Genomic DNA, 19,636 nt, shown 5'->3' with positions numbered 1-19,636 from the left:
TCTACTCAACGACTGATAACCCCTAATTTAATTTACTGCTTGAGAAATCATTTAAGAAAGAAAAGTTGGAGTTTTCTAGGAGTCAATAATGAATATAAATTCTCAAAAGTTTCGCAAGTCTGCTGAGTTATTTGGCGCTATTTTGGGGGGATTAGTGATTAGTCTGCCAGCCATTTCTCAAGCAGTAGCACAGGAGTCTACTTCCAAGATTAACCCTTGTCCTAAGATTTTCTACGAAGAACCACATAATAGTCGGGTTGTAGTTCCGCAGGGATGTCCTCCTAATGCGCTAACAAAAAGACTAGCTGAACAAGGGCTTCTTCCTGCCCCTGCGACCCCATCACAAGAGCAAACAACATTGGGTGTCGGCGGTGAAGCTCCACAACCAAATGTCATACCACCACGCCCAGTTTCTAGTGATCAAGCCCAACAGCCCTCACCAGGGGCGGCCTCCACTGACCAACCCCCACTAGTAGAACCACGGCAAACCCCCAACGCTACGATCACACTGACTAATGGTAAGCTTAATATCAAGTTGGTAAATGAGACTGCGGCTAATATAACTTTCCAAGTGATTGGTGATACGGCACCACGATCGCTAGCAGGTAAGTCAGATGTAACACTGCAAGCTCTAAGCGCACCAATAACGGTGACATTTGAACGAGAAGATCACGGACAATTGATAGTGACTCCACAACCTTCTTCAGACGCAGGAAACTTGGAAGTTACATTTAAGGAAGCCACTGATGCAGCACAGGGTAGAAGTACTATGAGAATTGAACGAAACGGTTCAGTGTTCTTGAATTAATCAAAGGTTAAAAGTTAGGAGTGAGGAGTTAAACAACTCTTTAGTCCTAACTCTTCTACTCCCGTTCACACTAATTTTTAACGTGAGTTCGACAAAGCTCTCCCTGCCTTGAACTTTAGTTCAAGTCTCTCCCTCTTTGAGTCGTAGAGGGACAGTTTTGCGTAGTAAAACCTCTTAGAGGTATTTTGATTGGGCTAATTAGACGGACACTATATGAGCCATCAAATTTACGTTAATTTTTAGGTTATACAGGTGCGAAAAATGGTGAAAAAGAGCGTAACGCTGAGTGCGTTATTGGTATACTTTCGCAAAGGTACTCCTAACTCTTAACTCTGCCAATTTTAGATTTTGAATTTTGAATTTTGGATTGAAATAAAAATTTAAAATCTAAAATCTAAAATTCAATGACTCCAAACTCCAAACTCCTACTTTCGCTGAAGCATTTTAGTTAGCTGATCTAGCAATTGCACTTCTTGTTTGCTGTCTTCCAATGTCCGCGCCAGTATAATTGCCCTTTCGTAAAAATTGCGGGCAGTGAGGTAATTACCTTGCTGCTTGTATAATTGAGCATAAAACTCAAAAGATTTTAATTCTTCTCGCAAATTTTGCAATTCTTTAGCGAGTGTTAAACGTTGCTCTAGTAAATCAAAAGCCCGTTCGTAGCGTCCTACAGCACTATGAGCTGTAACTAAACCGTCAATCACTCGTAATTCATTAGTGCGATCGCGGGAATGAGAAATCGCACGCGAGTTGCTACAACTCTCTTGACCAGAGCAACGCACTGGCTTACCTACCCAAACTAAACCTACCTTTTGCCTGGGAAATAAAAGCCGTTGTTTCATAAAAATTACCCGTAAAGTTGCGGGTTTAAGTTTGTTAAATTAAAATACAATAATTATACGCGTTTATACTTGATTTAGGTTTGAGCAAAATCTTCCTCAAAGTATATGGCGCGGATATCTGTGGGTAATTTTTCCTCTAGCATACGATAGCCTTTCTGGAGAAAATTGGCTACTTCACTTGGAGCAATCGCTTCTCCTTCGGCTTGCAGATAAGCAGCGATTCTAGTTTCGCTCCAGTGGAAAGTTTGAGCCATTAACACAATTAATCGCAAAACTGCTGGTAGTTGGTCTAATGCCTGTTCTACATAGCACCATAGCGGTGGCGAAGTCGCTTGCAGAGAATAATGAATTGCTTCTGTAGGTGGTAACTTAATCTCATTAATACAGAAAGCTGTCATATTAATTAACCAATTTTGCATGGTTAAGGCTGACTCGTCTGATTCCGAGTCGGTTAAATTTAGTCCACCGAGTTCGTAGTAGATATGCCGCCAGGTGAGAGCAAACAGATAATCTGCCTGCACAGGCGATCGCGCCGAATGCCGAATTAAGGTATACACTATGGGACTATAGCGGCAAAAAATCACCGTAAAGTACTTTCCGGCATCTGGATAGCGTTGAAACAGAGTCAGTAGTTCATGGTCACTGTGATGAAACAGCGACTTCACCAGGGGGTGATTAGCTTCGGGAAAATGAGGAATTTGCACAAGCCTTTGAGTTGATAGTTGTTAAAATAGTTTTGGAAATTGCACTCTTGTAGTTAATCGCATAATATCTTGGTGTTGCTCAGTTTGTAGATGAGACTTAGACTACTTGAGTATTGATAAACTAGAAACAAAGACTTAATTTTAGTCTGAATTGACAATCATAAAATTGACTCCCTTATAGAATCCTTATTTGTTCATGGTTATAGCAGTTAGTGTGATATCGTTCCTGCTCAGTCCCCTTACTTTAGGCTCCTTTCTGCCTTCTCTGCCCTTAGATAGCCTATTCTCCACCCAAGGCATTATGGTGATGCTGCTAGCAGCTTATGCTGGTGCCATGTGGATGTTTCTCACCAGTGCCCCAAAAGTACACACTGTAATGGTGTCAGATTTGGAGATTGCCCGACAGTTGTATGAAGGGCTGCTAGATTTGCCAGCAGCTGAGGTGCCCTTGCACTACTACTACAACTACGAACAAACTATAGGTGCAACTGGCATTGATCCACTATATATGTCTACTGGGCCGAGCTTGTCTAGTAAAATGATGAATAATGCCAACGATGGGCTGTGGTATCAATTGAAGAAAAACACTCAGCTACACGTCATTACTGGCGCGAGTTTAGGTATCAAAAATCAGCAACGCCACGTTTGCTTTGACCACGACTGCTTAGAAATGATTTTAATGCGAGTCGAAATGCGCGGTTTGAAATTCAAGATTCGTAACCAGAAGCCGCTGAATTTTTTAGTCAAGGACTATGAAGGGCGGGTGATTGAGGTGGCTGAAGTAGCGAATTAGTGATTAGATTTTAGATTATTTTAGGTTGGGTGGTGCGTAGCTTGCCGCCGTAGGCATCGCACCACCCAATCTTTTTTTATATAGTAGGTGAGGCGTAGCTTGCCGCCGTAGGCATCGCTCTACCATTGATTATTTAAAGTCATTATCGGGTTTTACTAAATAAAAGCTTATGACTGTTGAAAAGATGTACACATCTCATCTGTATAAAACAGATTTCTATACTTGGACTCAAGAGCAGGTTAGCTTGCTCAAAACTCAACAGTGGGATCAGTTAGATACGGTTAACCTGATTGAAGAAATTGAAACTTTGGGTAGAAGAGAACGGCAAGAATTGAGAAATCGGTTGGGAGTTTTGCTAGGACACCTGCTGAAATGGCAGACTTTTTAAAAAATTACCTAACTTGTTCAGCAAACTCTCAGCTAAATCTAACAACTCAATTTCATCACTGGTTCCACAATTACTATCTTCAACTGCTACACTACCCGTTAATACATTTTTAACAGCAAAAATCCTGTCTTGTTGTTCAGATAAACTCAAACCTCTTTCCAACTTCACAGCAATTTCTTTTAGCGATTTATCTTTTAGTAGCTTTCTTACCCTCACAGCTACTAAGTCATCACTTTGCAGGAAATTAGTTACTAATTATACAAAAATTTGCTGCTCATCTTCGTCTTCACCCCATGTTTCTAGCCAATCTCCATCAACATCGTTACAATATAAATGGGCGGCTTCAAGCCCATACTTCATAATGTCATCCTGTAATTTTTGAGCAGTTTCTACAGCTTGTAAAAAGTTGTCTAATCTCTGTTGACGGTTAGATTGTTTTTCCTGAACCATAAGGACTCACTTTGTTAAGTAATAACGAGGCTATACAAATCCCGTAAATGGAAGTAACCGACAACTATAAATTAAATTTTAAATAACTACCTATACTAAGATTATCGCTGTTATATAATAATATGTTGACTATCTGATTTACAAAATCAGTTGCACGAGGATTGTAACTTAAAAATAATCCTCTATGTATTGCCCAAAAAATTAGGGTATTTTCCCAATCATCAAACTTTTCTTGAGAAAGTTCCTCTGAAACACTAGTACCATGCGGCGTAAATACGCCTACCATTTTCAAAGACTGCAAATGATGATTTTTTCAAGGTTCGTAATGGTGGGTTTATTTCCGCCAAGCTGTACTAGTGAGTTGAATACATAGTGGCCTCTCTTGCCTACTGCTAACAATTATATCAGTTGCCATAGACAGGTCTATAATATAGCGTTGTACAATTGTCCCGCCAGAATTTTTAATATTATTAGCAATAAAGTTAATTAATTTGGCATGATGGTCAACGCCTGATAGCACTAATTTTATTGATTGCTATTGCTTATACTTGTGCTATTTTAGCTGGTTGGAACTCCCGTCAAATGGGACTACAAAAATATGTTGGTCGTCTCAAGGAATTACAGCGATCGCAGCACAGACATAGTGTCTTTTGGGTCGGTTTGTATGGACAGTTATGGGTAAATGCAATGGAGTTTTGGACTGATTTAGCTCATGATTTGATGCGCTTAAAGCCCAATAAACTACCCTATTTTCAGAAGGGTCTACGTGCTATGACTCCTATCCAGTCTGCTTTATAGCTCCTTTGTCACCCCTTCAGTACTCTAACTTTTCTGCCAGAATCACCTCTGGTTCGTCGCTGACTTTCTGCTGCAACCAAGCTTGAAAATTAGGCTTTTTCATTACTTTTCCCTCTGCTGCAATTCATGCAATCTTACTTTTGCAGGTTCTTTGTCTCTATCTTTAATAGCGTCATCGTATTTTTTCATAAAGGCGTGCAGCATCACAAATCGCTGAGGAGTAGCAGCCGTTAAGATAAACCGTTAGATTACGGGAGTGCAACTTAGGCAATAAAAATGGTGCGTTATGGCTTTGCCTAACACACCCTACTATTGAATGGCAGTTACTATCTCAACTCAATTGTTCAAACTTAAATTTTCCTTTAATAAACTTGTTAAAATATTGACCTTTAGACGGTGCATTGTCTAAGTCTTCCTTAACACTAGGAGGTACTTTGAAATACTCGTAAACACTTCCACTATCAAATTCAATAGTTAGTGTTTGAGTTTTTGGCTCGTAGCTAAATTGCTTAATAACGCTGCCTTCGGGCTTGAGTAGAGGGAAGGCAATTACATCCCGAATACTGGCACTATCAGTTAATAACATTACCAACCGATCAATCCCAATCCCCAAACCACCCGTAGGCGGCATACCGTATTCTAAAGCTGTTAGAAAGTCTTCATCTACACCTTGGGCTTCTAAGTCGCCAGCAGCCTTTCTTTCAGCTTGGGCTTCTAGGCGTTCTCTTTGCTCGATGGGATCGGTAAGTTCTGAGAAGCTGTTGGCAGTTTCTCGCCCTACTATAAATAACTCAAATCTTTCCACCAAACCAGGTTGAGAACGGTGGGGTTTTGCTAAAGGCGAAATTTCTACAGGATAATCAATTACAAAGGTAGGTTGAATTAAATTAGCCTCTACTTTCTCTTCAAAAGCTAAATTCAGTAACTTACCAATTGATTGGGCTTCATCTACATCAGGAATAGCAGCATTTTTACTTGCTGTTTTTGCTTCTTCCAAAGTTTGGAACGAATTGAAATCCAAGCCTGTAACTTCTTTAACTAAATCGTGCATTGTCACCCGACGCCAAGGTAGTGTCAAATCTATAGATTCCCCTTGGTAGGTGATTTGCAATGTGCCGAGTACCTCTTGGGCAACAGTGGTAATAATCCCCTCTGTTAACGCCATCATATCGTTGTAATCGGCGTAAGCTTGGTAAACTTCAATCGTCGTAAATTCGGGATTGTGTCGAGTCGAAATTCCCTCATTGCGGAAAATCCGCCCCAATTCAAACACCTTTTCAAAACCACCCACAATCAACCGCTTGAGATGGAGTTCTGTGGCAATTCGCAGATACAATTCCATTTCTAAGGTGTTGTGGTAGGTGATAAATGGACGTGCATCTGCACCCCCAGCTTCACTTTGCAGAACTGGCGTTTCAATTTCCAGAAAATCCTGCTGTTCTAAATAGCGACGAATACCCGCAGTAATTTGGGCGCGACGGCGGAAAGTTTGCCGCACTTGGGGGTTAACAATCAAGTCAACGTACCGCTGACGGTAGCGCTTGGCAACATCCGTTAATCCATGCCACTTGTCGGGTAGAGGCAACAGGGATTTAGTCAGGATAGTATATTGTTTAACGTAGACAGATAACTCGCCCTTTTCAGTCCGTTTAATAGTACCTTTGGCTCCCAGGATGTCGCCTGCATCTGTAAGTTGTTTCAAGTGATTAAAGGCATCAGCATCAATATCTGCCATGCTTTCTTGGATGCGATTTTTATCCAGATAAAGCTGAATTGTGCCGGTTTCATCTTGCAAAGTGAAGAAAGCCAATTTACCGAAAACGCGACGCGCCATAATGCGTCCGGCTATAGCAACTTCTAAATCAACTTCTTCACCGTTGGGTAAATCGGCAAATTGTTCTTGCAATTGGGCTGCATGATGGGTGGATTCCCAACGATATGCATAGGGATTCGTGCCTAGCTGTTTGAGTTGTTCTACTTTCTCCAGCCTAGCGGCTCGGATATCTTCTTCCGACATGGTAACGAACTAAAGAGGGCAAGATTAATTATAGATGCTGCAATCAAGTGGGGCGATTATCTGCAATCTTTACAAACTTCAAATTTGGTATTGCCATCAAACACTACCAAAAATTTGCTATCGGGTATTAAGCGTTGAATAACCCGCAAATAACCATCAGCATCCGATTGTGTTCGGAAACGAGCCAGAACAACTCGTTGCATATTGGCAAGCAAACGCACAACTAACCACCTATCGAGATCGTCTCGATAAGGCATAATAGATAAGTCTCCATTGAGTTTGGAGCAACAGCCAGTGCTGAGCTTTCCACGGGACGCACTGGCTTTTTGCTTTAGTCAAATCTTATCAGGAAAAAGATAAAAATAGCAAATTTAGTAATTATATCAAACTTAGCTGAATTTAAAACAAATATGAAACAAAAATGTGCCAAAACTGTTTCTAAATTGCAAATAGGGCAAGATTAATTTATAAATAGATGCTGCAAAAGTTAGCAGTAAAAGATATTTGTATATTTGTGCTTGAAAATGCGATCGCCAAACCAAATACAATGACACAAACTAGAGTGCGCTTGTGGACTGTAAACGAATATCACCGGATGTTTGAAACGGGTATTATCACAGCCGAGGAACGGGTAGAGACTTGCTCTAATTCCCTCTTTTTTAAAGCTTGTTATTACTAACATCAAATAAATTTTTTGCTTCGTTACTAACCCGCCTGAGAATAAATTCCGAAGCTCACCCCAAGAGGATGGTAGTCCAGCTAGAAAATATTATCCGCTTTTAGGAAATCCAAAAAAAACTAGAGTGGCAAAGTTAACTGGATTAGCAGTACTTTCAGTTCATCCAAGTAAGCAGGAAGAATTTTACTTTTGCCAAAATCTAGACTCTAATCCCAGTTTGTACAAAATTATCGTTTGACTGCTCATTTACGTTAATCTGTCAATGCATAAGTCCTGATAAAATTTGGTTGCTGGAATTCCTAACAACCAAAAAGATATCAGAAAATGAAAAAAATAACTAAAATCCTAGTAACTACCTTGGCATTTTATCTATGCTTTGGTGGAGCGGCAGAGGCTCGTAGCATTACTAGCATAAATCCGCCTACGGGGCCAGGTCAGGGGGATATATTCTGTACACAAGTTCAAACTCCCGTTAATACGCCATTTCCTAATAATGACAACAGCACAGCTGCAAGCCAGAATCAGATTCTCAACTTCCCTGGCTTATCTTGTACACCCAAAACCTTTCAAGCTATAGCTCCGATTGATACTCAATTGTTCGTTGAACCTTCAGGAGGGACAACAGAGTATTTTTTTACTGAAACAGCCGTAAATAATACTAACTCTACTTGGAACGGGTTTAGTTTTAAGATTGGCCTTGGAGTTAACGATAATTTCGGGCCGCCTGAGTTAATTCTTGTCCCCACTGGTACTGTAATTCCAACTTTCGACTTCAACGGTTTAAGCTCTGACCCTCAGCCTACCTCGTCTAAATTCACGCAACTGCTCCAAGACGGCTCTTTCGGTTTTGAATGGACTGGAGGATCTGTCGCTCCTGGTGAATCCGTGGATTTCACTTTTTCTGTTGATGTTGGCGATAATTTAAACGCAAACAATTCTTCTGGTTCCTTCACAATTCGTGAACTTCCTAGTGCTAAACCTGTTCCTGAACCCACTAACATTAATGGCGTTCTAATTATACTAAGTATACTCAGTTCAAGGTTAGCTCTCAAACATAAAAGTAAAGTAGCAATCACCGAACAAAGGTAGTGTTACGGAGCCTATAACCTATTAGATAGGCTGGATCTGGTGCATTAGGCTTGTCTAACGCACCCTAAAACAATTTACTCAGACCTTTTGATTCTGTCGATTTCTCGCTGTAATTCTTCAATTTGACGGCGCAAAGTCTCTGTTTCATTTGCGGAAGATTCAGCTGCAACATTTACAGAGCCGGAAGCAGGCGATCGCTGATAATTTCCTCGGCGAATTTGCTGATATTCTTCAGATACTGCCCACGCCCGTAAGTAATGCAAGCGTTCAACTGGAAAAGGATGGCTCAACATCATACCCTGAGCGCCATTGTACATTAAGAATTTATACACTTGATTCAATCCATCTTCATCCAGTGCCTGATAATTTTCTGACTGCTTGATAAATTCTTGTAAACTACATTCATTGGCATATTTGTTACTACCGCCAGAGAGCTTCATCATCGTTGACATCACAGGATTCAAGTCATCCATCACTAGAAGTGCGGCGCGATCTGAGGATAACTCGGCTTTACGCCGCCACTCAAAAAAGGCGTAAATCAAGCCTTGTGTTATAAGATTACCGATGCCGAAGGTCAATTCTCCCAAGGCAGAAGCAGCATTCATCGCCCACATCGCCATTTGAATTAAAATAGTATGACCACATTTAATATGCCCCAGTTCATGGGCTAGCACCGCCCGAATCTCGGCTTCGTCTAGTAAGTCTAGTATCCCTGTATTTATGACTATGTAAGGATTCTCTTGCCCCAGTGCATAGCTATTTGCTTGGGGATTTTGCGAGACAAACAGTGTCGGTTCTGGGTAAATGTCCAAATCTCGGACGCATTCCCGAAACATCTGGTAAATAGTGGAATATTGACGCGACCCGACTTGGATGGTGTTACCCATTAGATAGACTAATTGAGGGCGTTCGTAGACAAATTCCACAAATTTACGAGCGATTAAATCAAATCCCGGTAAATTTCGTAAAGCTTGCTCGGCTTGGCGATCTAGTGGATGCCTGAAGGCTTCGCTGGAAATTCCTGTGTAAGTTGGCATAATTCAGGGTATTGGGTGATTGGTCATTAGTCATTGGTCAAAACACAAAGGACAAAGCGCAAAGTCTGAGCGGAGGTTTCCTCCGTTGGCGTAGCTCGCCAAGGGCGAACAGAACTTTGTAAGAGAGGACAAATAACAAAGGACAACATAATAGAAATGGGGCAATTGGAAGTAAAAATCACTTTGTATGGAATTAAAAGCGTGTGATTGAGGCAGAAGTTCATTTGTCACTACATAACTTTTTGCGATCGCAGGCGGGGTTCCCTTCCTGGCCCCATCATTTGACGATGGCACGGTTGGTAGCACGCGCCTTGCGCTTGGGACGTAGCGCCCTAATTCAAGTAGGGGCAGTTTGTGGCTATCAAGGGCGGTATCGTACTAGTTTCGTAGCATCAGCCCTGATGTGGCATGGCCCTGTGATTATTGTTGCTCAAGAAGCGGTGCAGCAACTTCTACTGCGGGTGGAAATTCCCCGCCTACAGCAGTGGCTACCAGCCAACAAATCGATTAGGACAGGCGACGCTTGGCCTGGTGCCCAGTTCCAAGGGCTACTGTTGACCTCCCCAGAAGCTTGGTTAAGAGGACAATTTGCTGGTAGCGATCGCTTTCCCCCAGGCATCCCCACAATTATTGATGGGGTAGATGATCTAGAAGATTGGGTGCGTCATCAACTTACCCAAGATATTCAACCCGATGATTGGGATCAACTCATGCTAGCTTGCCCAAACCAAGCTGAGGCAATTCGCGAAGCACGGATACAACTGACACACGAACTTTTTCAGCATCCTGCTAATCCCTATGAGTGCTATCTAATTTCCCAGCCAGAAATAGAAATTTTAAACCGTCTCTATTCTGCTTTAGAGTCAGTACAAGCACTGCCAGAACCTTGGAAACAATTCTGGCAACAATTTCAAACCCTCGACGAAAATCTTCCCCCCCCTGCTCTCTTCTGGGCGACTATTGCCCATCGACAAGGTTTATTTTCTTTGCACTACGCCCCAATGGAATTAGGGGAAATACTCTCGCCCATTTGGCAGCGACAACCAGTAGTTTTAATTGGCAGCGCTATAGAACCGGAAACTGAGGCTCCTCTTTTCCAACAGCGCCTGGGTTTGGACGATTTAACTTGTCTGAATTTCTCTTCTGAAAGTCAAGCGGAAGCAATTCAACTGTATGTACCCTATAAGTTGCCCCTACCTAACACGCCAGAATTTCAAACGGCATTTATTCACAAAGTCCGTACACTGGTTTGTCTAAGTGCTACAGCACCAGGATTAACGGTTGTCTTAGTGGGGGATGTACCACTCAAGTCTCAAGTTGCAACAATTTTAGCCTCAGAGTTTGGTTCGCGGGTGCAAGTAGAAAAAACTTGTTTGGATGAAAATGGGATTTTGATTAGCGGTTGGGAATTTTGGCGAGAACATCAACGAGTCTTGCCTGCACCTCATCTGTTAATTATTGCTACTTTGCCCCTACCATCTTTGGAAAATCCTCTGGTAGCTGGTAGGGTAGCTCGTTATAAGCGATCGCATCAAGATTGGTTTCGTTTATATTTGTTGCCAGCAGCTTTGAATGAATTACAACGGGCGATCGCTCCAGTAAGAGAAAGTCAAGGTATCGTGGCTTTGCTTGATAGTCGCGTGGTTAACCGTAGCTACGGCGCTCAAATTCTCGCTGCTTTAAGTCCTCTGGCACGCATTAATTATCTCGATCCCAGTCTGTTTTCTAATACTAGTGAAGAAAATTCTGCCTAAAGTTCAGTTATCAATGGCCAATGACGCCACTTGCTTTAAGTCGGCAGAGCCGGACGCCAGTCGCTCATGGGGGAAACCCCCTGTTCCCGCGCTGGCTCCCCAACGCAGTGGCTCCCCAATGCCCCATGACGCCAGTTGCTTCTCCTGTCAAAGACGCTGGGCGAATAACGGATAGCGCAATACGCTTGGGTTAAGAATTTCTTCCTTCTCTTTGCGTCCTTTGCGTCCTTGGCGGTTCGTTAAAAAAATTGATTTGAAGAAAGAGTTTTAGCCTTAACCCAAGCGTATTGACGAATAGCGCAGCGTTAGCGAGTCCTCTCCCAAGGGGAGACGCCAAGGGCGAACGAGCGTCGGCAACCTCCCCAACGCACTGGCTCCCCAATGCCCAATTTAAATTTTGTCAACCAAAGTGCGATCGTTTAAAAGCAAGCACTATTATCAGCTTATGAAGGTGATGTAATTCATCGCCTTTGGAGTAGCCATCATTCCTGGCAAGATAAATTTAAAACCTAAGTAAAATTTGAGTTGCTGATTATGGGTGAAGCAAAGCGTCGTAAAACCAGACTAGGGGAAACATACGGTCAAGAGACTCGGATCTTGCCTTGGCTTCCCATCACAAAAACTCAAGCCGAACTATTTGTCAGTTGGACTACTCGTGGTGCGTGGATAGGCATTGGCCTTATGGTTATAGGATGGGTAACTATTCGTTTTATCGGCCCCGCCTTCGGTTGGTGGCAAATAGTCTCATAAATCCTGCTGTTAGTCTTCTTACTCGGTGAGCTACTGCCCAAAGAGGGACTGGGGACTAGTACCGCAAGGCGGAAGTTAAAAGTCAAAAGTAAAAAGTCAAAAGAATTATATTCCGGGCTTTTGCGCCATTTTGAATGGTTGCTCGTCTTGTAAAGTGACGCTCCTCTGTTACAAAGTGACGCTCCTCTCTTACAAAGTTCTGATCCGAGGAAGCCTCGGCTCAGACTTTGCGCTGCGTCGCTCTAAGCGTACCCCTGCTCTTAAGCAAGCTACGCGTTAGCGTCTCTAAGAGTTGCTATGCCGTAGGCTTTACGCTGCGCTAACTGATGCCTACGGCGGGCTACGCCAACCGATAGCGCAGCCTCTTCTCTATGAGACGCTCCGCGAACGAGTCCGCGAGCGTCGGAAGCGTCTCGTAGAGAAGGCGGGCTACGCCAACGGCGAGAACCGCCGCTCAACGCCAGTTCCTTTAAGTGGGGGAACCCCACCAACGGACTGGCTCGACTTTGCGCTATTTACGTGCCCGCTGTACTAATATCTTGCCTCGTTCTCAATCTCCGACTGGAATGCTAATGGGAGGGTTTGCCTCTTGACTTGCGGCAGCAGTCCAATCAGGAGCATTAAGAGCCAACTGGAGCTCCACGTCTTGGGTCTATCTTTGTAGTATGTAAAGAAGCACTTTTGACCTGAGATTATGCCCTTTTCTGAAAAACCCCTCGCTTACCCATCCAGCCACAAGAGCAATCAAGTCGATAACTACCACGCTACTTTAGTCGCAGATCCATACCGTTGGTTAGAAGATGCTGACTCTGAAGAAACAAGGACTTGGATTGAGGCACAAAATCAAGTTACTTTTGGCTACTTGAGTGAAATTCCTAGCAGGGAAAAAATTAAACAGCGCCTCACCAAACTTTGGGATTATGAAAAATATGGTATCCCTTTTAAAGAAGGCAAATCTCTGCCAGACGGTTCCACCGAACGCTACTTTTATTTCAAAAATGACGGACTGCAAAACCAAAGTGTCCTCTACACCCTAAAAACCCTCGACGACCAACCCAAAGTTTTACTCGACCCCAATAAACTTTCAGAAGATGGCACTGTTGCTCTTTCAGGATTGTCTATTAGCGAAGATGCTAAACTTTTAGCATACGGTTTATCCGCCTCTGGTTCTGATTGGCAAGAGTGGAAAGTTCGCGATGTTGAGACTGGTGAAGACCTGCAAGACCACCTGAAGTGGATTAAATTTTCTGGTGCATCGTGGACACATGATAATCAAGGTTTCTTTTACAGTCGCTACGATCAGCCGAATGAAAAAACTCAATTAGAAGATGTTAACTATTATCAAAAGCTATATTATCATCAACTAAGTAAACCCCAATCAGAAGATGTACTAATTTATCATCGTCCTGACCAAAAGGAATGGGGTTTTAGTGGCGGTGTTACTGAAGATGGAACCTATCTAGTAATTTCAATTTGGCTGGGAACTGACTCCAAGAATTTATTTTTCTACAAAGATTTGACTAACCCTAATGCGGAAGTCGTAGAACTAATTAACCAGTTTGAGGCAGATTACAGCTTTATTGACAATGATGATAGCGTGTTTTATTTCCGCACGGATTTAAATGCACCACGCGGACGAGTTATTGCCATTGACACCAAAAACCCTACGTCAGAAAATTGGCGAGAAATCATTGCCCAATCAGCAGAAACGTTGGAAAGTGTCGGTATACTCAATAACCAATTTGTTGCTGATTACCTCAAAGATGCTCACAGCCAAATTAAAGTTTTTGACCTCAAAGGTACGTTTATTCGTGAAGTAGAACTACCTGGACTCGGTTCAGCCGGAGGCTTTGGAGGGAAGCGTAATGATACCGAAACTTTTTATAGTTACACCAGTTTTACCACACCAGGAACTATCTATCGCTACGATATGGTAACTGGTAAAAGTACCGTTTTCCGCCAGCCAGAGGTAGATTTTAATCCTGATGATTACGAGACAAAACAAGTCTTTTATCAGAGCAAAGATGGTACGAGAGTGCCAATGTTTATTACCCATAAAAAGGGCATTAAATTAGATGGAAATAACCCTACTTATCTTTATGCTTATGGCGGTTTTAATGCCTCAATGACACCTGGTTTTTCTGTAAGTCTTTTGGTATGGATGGAGATGGGTGGTGTCTATGCTATGCCCAATATCCGCGGCGGTGGAGAATACGGCGAAGAATGGCATCAAGCAGGAATGAAGGATAAAAAACAGAATGTCTTTGATGACTTTATTGGCGCAGCTGAGTGGTTGATTGCTAACAAATATACTAAGACTGATAAGCTGGCGATCGCAGGTGGTAGTAACGGCGGCTTATTGGTGGGTGCTTGCATGGCACAACGTCCCGATTTGTTTGGTGCAGCTTTGCCAGCAGTCGGCGTTATGGATATGTTGCGGTTCCACAAATTTACCATTGGTTGGGCTTGGACTTCCGAATATGGTTCAGCAGATAATTCAGAAGAGTTTCCAGCGCTGTATGCTTATTCGCCACTACACAACATCAAACCAGATACAGCTTACCCAGCAACCTTAATTACCACAGCTGATCATGACGATCGCGTTGTCCCTGCTCATAGTTTCAAATTTGCCGCAGCTTTACAAGAGGCTCACGCAGGTGATGCACCAACACTAATTAGAATTGAAACTAAAGCAGGACATGGTGCGGGTAAACCCACGGCTAAGATTATTGAGGAAGCCGCAGACAAATGGGCTTTTTTGGTGCGTACTCTGAATGTTGAAGTTTAGACTAATATGATTGTCTCACGCAAGTGTCCTTGCTTTTGCGTGAGATTTTGTCTGCAATCCGAGGGTGAGTCTCAATATTAATAGATGAGTTAAAATTAAATCAATAACTCTAAGCAAATATTAACTATGAGATGGGAAGAAGTTTGTGAACACAAACAATTACAAGATTTACCTTTCAAAATTGAATTAAATAAATGGGGTCAAATCGTAATGAGCCCAGTCAAAATTAAACATTCTTTTTATCAAGGAAGAATCCAACGTTTATTAGAATCTTTCTTGAATACAGGAGAAGTAATGCCAGAGTGTGCTATCAACACATCAGACGGTGTGAAAGTTGCTGATGTTGTCTAGTGTTCAGAAGAACGATTTTCTCAAATTGAAGATGAAGTATCAGCATTTATTGCACCAGAAATTTGTGTTGAAGTCAAATCCAGTGGTAACATTTTGGAAGAAATGGAATTTAAAAGAAATTTATATTTAGAAGCTCAAGCCGTTGAAGTATGGTTATGCAATGAACAAGGTCAAATGAAATTCTATAATGAGCAAGGTGAATTAGGGGAATCTTTGTTAGTTTCTAACTTTCCTAAGCACATTAAACGGTAATTGTAGAGAAAATGGGAGAGAGCGTAGTTTACCGCCGTAGGCATCGCCTAAATTACCTATTTTTAAAATACATCTTAAAACTATTCATCAACTCTACTTCGATGCTGAATCAAAATAATCGTTACTTGATTTAAGTCATCATTTATTTGAAGCAATAAGGCTGGAGAGAAACAATTATTTCCCTACACCCTTACGGCTTTCCTGCATTTTAGTAAAAAGAAAGTTTAATTTCTTTATCCCTCTTGTGCTTAAAACTGGACAAATTGGGCTGTCCCATTCAGATTGATTATTGTATAAAGTTGTTTCTGCTGTTGGTTTAATTTAGGAATCGTAGAAGAACGATTGAATGTTGTGATTCCGTTAGTTACAATTTTTACTTCGTTGCCCAATCCAATTTTTACACGGGGTATGAGCAAGCTAAATGTGGTGTACTCACCATTTACCGTTTGTTTAATAGTCACAGTCACTAGTGTACCAATTTCCGTTTCTACAGTACGGATCTCCTTTTCTCCTTGAAAGTTTAATGTCTGTTTTTGGTCTTTATATTGGAAAGAGGGCTTGCCAATAAAGCTTGTTGTTGAGTAATTAATACTGACTTTCTCACCTTTTAAATTATACCCTGTGAAACTATACAAGTCCGGTGTGTTTTCTTCTAAGGCATGAGATTGTAATACAGGTATTCCTGCTAAGGTTATACCTAATGTGAATGATGCAATTAAGTTTATTGTTTGCATATTTTCAAAAGTTATTGCTAGTTTGACGAAGATATCTACCCTGATGGGATGACAATAGTAATTAAACCTATTATAAAGGTAAATATTCCGAAAAACTTGTCAAATGGAACACATTGCAATCGTTGTTAATATACTTGTAACAATTTGTAACACGCCGTAAAATTACATCTGTATTGAAAATAGGGAATAAGTGGCAATAAAGAGAGAAAGGAATTTTTATACCCTTGATGTGGGCAATTGCTCGTAGGTGTCTTGCAAATAGGTAAACTTGAAAAACGACTATTACGGCATGGCAGAAATAAAGCTACCATTGAAAATGGTGAAAAAGCTGAAAATGTAAGTCTTTTGACTTTTTCAAACCGACACTAGAGTTTTGTTTTATAATTAGAGATTTTGAATTTTGCATTGCTTATGAAGTTACGCCTATATATGCTTATCGGGTTTTTACTTAGCCTTCTGCTAAGTATTGTGCCTTTTTCGGGCAATTTCACCAATGCTGCAACACCGACAGCAGTCGCACCTGTATCTGCTCTCTCATTCACCCAAGGGGTACAAAAAACGGTATTGGACAACGGCTTAACAGTGCTAACTAAGGAAGTCCATACCGCTCCAGTAGTGAGCGTACAAGTTTGGTATAAAGTTGGTTCACGTAACGAGGTTAAGGGAGAGAATGGCATTTCTCACCAGCTCGAACATTTGATGTTCAAGGGTACAACTGACCGTCCAGTGCAGTTTGGACGGTTGTTTAGTGCCTTGGGTAGCCAGTTCAATGCCTTTACCAGCTATGACGAAACAGCTTACTTTGGCACAGTGCAACGAGACAAACTCGAAGCATTGTTGACACTAGAAGCCGATCGCATGGAAAACTCCTTAGTTGGGCCTGAGCAACTGACAAGTGAAAAGCGGGTGGTAATCTCCGAGTTACAAGGGTACGAAAATTCACCAGGCTATCGTCTGAATCGGGCAGTGATGCGAGATGCTTTCCCTACCAGAGCCTATGGCTTACCTGTGGGAGGCACAAAAGCAGATGTAGAAAAATTCACGGTAGAGCAGGTGCGGAATTATTACCAAACCTACTACAGCCCAGAAAATGCCACGTTGGTGATTACAGGGGATTTTGCCACAGAACCTGTACTCAAAGTAGTAAAAGAAACTTTTGGTAAGTTATCGCAACGAGTAAAAGAGGACAAGGTACTTGATGATGCAAGGAAAGCACTTGATAATTTCTCTGCATCTTCTTCCCTCGCCGACGCTTCCCCAGCTACCCCTGTTGCGAAAAAAGCACCGATTGTGCTCAAGCAGCCTGGAAGTGCAGCATTGCTACAAGCTATCTATCCTTTACCAGACATTAAGCATCCCGATGTGCCAGCAATTGATGTGATGGATGCCATCCTCACAGGTGGACGCAGCTCTCGGCTTTACCAAGCGTTGGTGGAATCTGGACTTGCTAGTTCAGTGAGTGGGGGTGCTGCCGAACTCATCGAACCAGGTTGGTATGAAATTAATGCTACGGCGGCTCCAGGTCAAGAGTTAGGGAAAATTGCCCAGGTGCTCCAGGAATCTTTAGCAAAATTGCAACAGCAACCCGTCACTACAGAAGAGTTGAACCGAGCGAAGACGCAACTGCAAGCCTCCTTAGTCTTGGGTAACCAAGACATTACTAGTCAAGCTAGCCAATTAGGATATAACCAAACTGTCGCCGGCGATTATCGTTTTATTGAAAAGTATCTGGCGGCGATCGCTAAAGTCACCCCAGCCCAGGTGCAGCAAGCAGCAAAAACTTACCTCAATCCGGCTAAACAAACCATTGGCTTCTTTGAGCCAACTCAACCAGATGGTAAACCAGGAACTTCCAGCGCTGGTTCTGGTCGCACGGTGGAAAATTTCAGCCCCGGTAAGCCTGTAGATCCAGCAGAACTGGCAAAATATCTCCCACCAGCCACATCAGCTACGGATTCGGGTAAACAATCATTACCAGAAGAGTTTACTTTAAATAATGGTTTGCGGGTTCTGCTGTTAAGCGATCGCAACCTCCCCACAATTAACCTGAGTGGACAAATTGACGCCGGTACTGAATTTGACGGCAATCAAAAAGCTGGATTAGCGAATTTAACTGCGAACAACTTAATGAATGGAACGCAGACTAAAAATGCTCTTACCCTAGCAAAAACCTTAGAAGACCGAGGAGCCGATTTGAACTTCGGTGCCAGCCGCGAGGGAGCTAGTATTAGCGGTCAGGGACTTTCAGCAAATCTGCCGATATTGATTCAAACTCTAGCAGATGTGTTACAAAACGCCACTTTCCCAGCCGACCAGTTAGAACTGAGTCGCCAGCGGGCACTGACAAGTCTCAAAGTCCAGCTAGATGACCCCAGAGGACTGGGACGACAAGTATTTCAGCAAGCAATTTACCCAGAAAATCATCCATTCCACAGCTTTCCCACGGCCGAGAGCTTAAAGAGCGTTACTCGTGATGATTTGCTTGGCTTCTACCAGACACACTACCGACCAGATACCACAACGATCGCTTTAGTAGGAGACTTTGATCCAGTTAAGGTAAAAGCTTTGCTGAATCAGGCGTTTGGCAAATGGCAAGCCACAGGTAAGCTACCTGTTCTTAAAATAGCGTCCATATCATTACCGCAAACTTTAACACGTCTAAATAAACTAATTCCGGGTAAAACAGAAGCTGTTACTTACATTGGCTACAACGGCATCGCTCGGAAAGACCCACGTTATTATGCGGCACTGGTGCTAAATCAAATTTTGGGTGGTGATACCTTATCGAGCCGTTTGGGTACAGAAGTGCGCGATCGCCAAGGTCTGACCTACGGTATCTATAGTGGTTTTGCCGCCGGAATCAATCCTGGCCCGTTCTTGATTCAGATGCAGACTGCTCCTGGAGATACCCAAAAAGCGATCGCCAGTACTCTGGCTTTACTCAAACAGTTGCGCGAACAAGGTGTAACTGAGGCTGAATTCAACGCAGCAAAACGCTCAATTACCAATAGCTACCCCGTGGATTTAGCTAATCCCAGTGATGTATCAAGCATCATTTTGGATAACGCTGTCTTGGGACTTTCACGATCAGAAATCCGAGACTTCCCCCAGCAGATTCAAGCAGTCACTATGGCTCAAGTACAAAAGACAATTGAGGATTTTATTAAGCCAGAAAATCTGATAATTGTCACCGCCGGACCTGGAGATACTGTACCTAAGATTGGATCGTAATTTCATATAAAGGCGCAAAGATATGCTTTGCGCCTTTATATGTTGGCTGAGATTAGACCTTTTACTTTTATTCGGATTTTTCTCAGCAGTCTATTCAGCAATACCGTTTGCGGAAAGGCTTGACCTAAGTGTATTGCCATATATTACTAATTGCGATCGCCTAAAATTTAT

At 42.4% G+C, this 19,636-nt stretch carries 20 protein-coding genes and 3 pseudogenes; 13 read left to right on the top strand and 10 right to left on the bottom strand.

Translation table 11 applies throughout. The features are described 5' to 3' along the window. Nucleotides 1-88: 88 nt before the first annotated feature. Nucleotides 89-808, top strand: coding sequence for a hypothetical protein (locus tag V7L29_RS01485; protein ID WP_334693437.1), 720 nt, complete (start codon nt 89-91; stop codon nt 806-808). A gap of 425 nt (nt 809-1,233) precedes the next feature. Here V7L29_RS01485 and V7L29_RS01480 read toward each other — a convergent pair. Both V7L29_RS01480 and V7L29_RS01475 read right to left on the bottom strand, forming a co-directional pair. Then, nucleotides 1,234-1,536: pseudogene (locus tag V7L29_RS01480) on the bottom strand (tetratricopeptide repeat protein); the annotation flags it as partial. Between the two features lie 188 nt (nt 1,537-1,724). Further along, on the bottom strand, nt 1,725-2,354 hold the full coding sequence (locus tag V7L29_RS01475; RefSeq protein ID WP_334693436.1) for a sigma-70 family RNA polymerase sigma factor: 630 nt from the start codon (nt 2,352-2,354) through the stop codon (nt 1,725-1,727). Nucleotides 2,355-2,550: 196 nt separating this feature from the next. On the opposite strand from V7L29_RS01475, the gene V7L29_RS01470 reads away from it, so the two are divergent. Next, nucleotides 2,551-3,147 (top strand): glyoxalase-like domain protein, encoded by a 597-nt coding sequence (locus tag V7L29_RS01470; RefSeq protein WP_334734310.1) that lies wholly within the window; start codon nt 2,551-2,553, stop codon nt 3,145-3,147. Nucleotides 3,148-3,331: 184 nt separating this feature from the next. Beyond that, a pseudogene (locus V7L29_RS01465) lies at nt 3,332-3,526 on the top strand (DUF29 domain-containing protein); the annotation flags it as partial. Here V7L29_RS01465 and V7L29_RS01460 read toward each other — a convergent pair. The 3 genes and pseudogenes from V7L29_RS01460 to V7L29_RS01450 form a co-directional block, all read right to left on the bottom strand. Continuing rightward, the gene (locus tag V7L29_RS01460) at nt 3,503-3,703 is read right to left on the bottom strand and encodes a hypothetical protein (RefSeq protein ID WP_334734309.1); all 201 of its coding nucleotides are present in this window, start codon (nt 3,701-3,703) and stop codon (nt 3,503-3,505) included. The pseudogene V7L29_RS01465 and the gene V7L29_RS01460 sit on opposite strands and share 24 nt — an antisense overlap. A gap of 87 nt (nt 3,704-3,790) precedes the next feature. Beyond that, nucleotides 3,791-3,985 carry a hypothetical protein gene (locus V7L29_RS01455; RefSeq protein WP_334734308.1) on the bottom strand — a complete coding sequence of 65 codons (195 nt, stop codon included), beginning with the start codon at nt 3,983-3,985 and terminating at the stop codon, nt 3,791-3,793. 64 nt (nt 3,986-4,049) lie between these two features. Beyond that, nucleotides 4,050-4,481, bottom strand: a pseudogene (locus V7L29_RS01450) (hypothetical protein); the annotation flags it as partial. A 32-nt stretch (nt 4,482-4,513) separates the two neighbouring features. Between V7L29_RS01450 and V7L29_RS01445 the strand changes: the two are divergent. After that, on the top strand, nt 4,514-4,783 hold the full coding sequence (locus V7L29_RS01445; protein WP_334734307.1) for a hypothetical protein: 270 nt from the start codon (nt 4,514-4,516) through the stop codon (nt 4,781-4,783). Between the two features lie 331 nt (nt 4,784-5,114). Here V7L29_RS01445 and lysS read toward each other — a convergent pair whose 3' ends face one another. Then, on the bottom strand, nt 5,115-6,800 hold the full coding sequence (lysS, locus tag V7L29_RS01440) for a lysine--tRNA ligase (protein WP_334734306.1): 1,686 nt from the start codon (nt 6,798-6,800) through the stop codon (nt 5,115-5,117). A gap of 56 nt (nt 6,801-6,856) precedes the next feature. After that, nucleotides 6,857-7,057: a hypothetical protein gene (locus tag V7L29_RS01435; RefSeq protein ID WP_334734305.1), complete on the bottom strand. Its 201-nt coding sequence runs from the start codon at nt 7,055-7,057 to the stop codon at nt 6,857-6,859. 218 nt (nt 7,058-7,275) lie between these two features. On the opposite strand from V7L29_RS01435, the gene V7L29_RS01430 reads away from it, so the two are divergent. Both V7L29_RS01430 and V7L29_RS01425 read left to right on the top strand, forming a co-directional pair. Continuing rightward, nucleotides 7,276-7,479 carry a hypothetical protein gene (locus V7L29_RS01430; RefSeq protein WP_334734304.1) on the top strand — a complete coding sequence of 68 codons (204 nt, stop codon included), beginning with the start codon at nt 7,276-7,278 and terminating at the stop codon, nt 7,477-7,479. A gap of 324 nt (nt 7,480-7,803) precedes the next feature. Beyond that, nucleotides 7,804-8,568 (top strand): PEP-CTERM sorting domain-containing protein, encoded by a 765-nt coding sequence (locus tag V7L29_RS01425; protein ID WP_334734303.1) that lies wholly within the window; start codon nt 7,804-7,806, stop codon nt 8,566-8,568. A gap of 74 nt (nt 8,569-8,642) precedes the next feature. Here the strand turns inward: V7L29_RS01425 and V7L29_RS01420 are convergent, their stop codons facing one another. Continuing rightward, nucleotides 8,643-9,605 carry a M48 family metallopeptidase gene (locus tag V7L29_RS01420; RefSeq protein ID WP_334734302.1) on the bottom strand — a complete coding sequence of 321 codons (963 nt, stop codon included), beginning with the start codon at nt 9,603-9,605 and terminating at the stop codon, nt 8,643-8,645. 203 nt (nt 9,606-9,808) lie between these two features. On the opposite strand from V7L29_RS01420, the gene V7L29_RS01415 reads away from it, so the two are divergent. The 3 genes from V7L29_RS01415 (at nt 9,809) to V7L29_RS01405 (ending at nt 12,109) form a co-directional block, all read left to right on the top strand. Then, nucleotides 9,809-11,359: an ATP-dependent DNA helicase gene (locus tag V7L29_RS01415; protein WP_334734301.1), complete on the top strand. Its 1,551-nt coding sequence runs from the start codon at nt 9,809-9,811 to the stop codon at nt 11,357-11,359. Nucleotides 11,360-11,379: 20 nt separating this feature from the next. After that, complete coding sequence (locus V7L29_RS01410; RefSeq protein ID WP_334734300.1) at nt 11,380-11,553, top strand: hypothetical protein; 174 nt, start codon at nt 11,380-11,382, stop codon at nt 11,551-11,553. Between the two features lie 340 nt (nt 11,554-11,893). Beyond that, nucleotides 11,894-12,109, top strand: coding sequence for a DUF2839 domain-containing protein (locus tag V7L29_RS01405; RefSeq protein WP_334691033.1), 216 nt, complete (start codon nt 11,894-11,896; stop codon nt 12,107-12,109). Nucleotides 12,110-12,378: 269 nt separating this feature from the next. Here V7L29_RS01405 and V7L29_RS01400 read toward each other — a convergent pair whose 3' ends face one another. Beyond that, entirely contained in the window at nt 12,379-12,567 is a 189-nt protein-coding gene (locus tag V7L29_RS01400; protein WP_334734299.1) for a hypothetical protein, read from the bottom strand. A 236-nt stretch (nt 12,568-12,803) separates the two neighbouring features. On the opposite strand from V7L29_RS01400, the gene V7L29_RS01395 reads away from it, so the two are divergent. The 3 genes from V7L29_RS01395 (at nt 12,804) to V7L29_RS01385 (ending at nt 15,500) form a co-directional block, all read left to right on the top strand. Then, nucleotides 12,804-14,897, top strand: coding sequence for a prolyl oligopeptidase family serine peptidase (locus V7L29_RS01395; RefSeq protein WP_334734298.1), 2,094 nt, complete (start codon nt 12,804-12,806; stop codon nt 14,895-14,897). 126 nt (nt 14,898-15,023) lie between these two features. Further along, nucleotides 15,024-15,248: a hypothetical protein gene (locus V7L29_RS01390; RefSeq protein WP_334734297.1), complete on the top strand. Its 225-nt coding sequence runs from the start codon at nt 15,024-15,026 to the stop codon at nt 15,246-15,248. 93 nt (nt 15,249-15,341) lie between these two features. Beyond that, the gene (locus V7L29_RS01385) at nt 15,342-15,500 is read left to right on the top strand and encodes a hypothetical protein (protein ID WP_334734296.1); all 159 of its coding nucleotides are present in this window, start codon (nt 15,342-15,344) and stop codon (nt 15,498-15,500) included. A gap of 248 nt (nt 15,501-15,748) precedes the next feature. Here the strand turns inward: V7L29_RS01385 and V7L29_RS01380 are convergent, their stop codons facing one another. Beyond that, complete coding sequence (locus tag V7L29_RS01380) at nt 15,749-16,234, bottom strand: hypothetical protein (RefSeq protein WP_334691030.1); 486 nt, start codon at nt 16,232-16,234, stop codon at nt 15,749-15,751. 411 nt (nt 16,235-16,645) lie between these two features. On the opposite strand from V7L29_RS01380, the gene V7L29_RS01375 reads away from it, so the two are divergent. Continuing rightward, on the top strand, nt 16,646-19,465 hold the full coding sequence (locus tag V7L29_RS01375; RefSeq protein WP_334734295.1) for a M16 family metallopeptidase: 2,820 nt from the start codon (nt 16,646-16,648) through the stop codon (nt 19,463-19,465). Nucleotides 19,466-19,636: the final 171 nt, after the last annotated feature.

It is taken from the genome of Nostoc sp. (genome assembly GCF_036916575.1).
Taxonomy (GTDB): Bacteria; Cyanobacteriota; Cyanobacteriia; order Cyanobacteriales; family Nostocaceae; genus Nostoc.
This window is presented reverse-complemented; position numbering and strand designations above follow the sequence as displayed.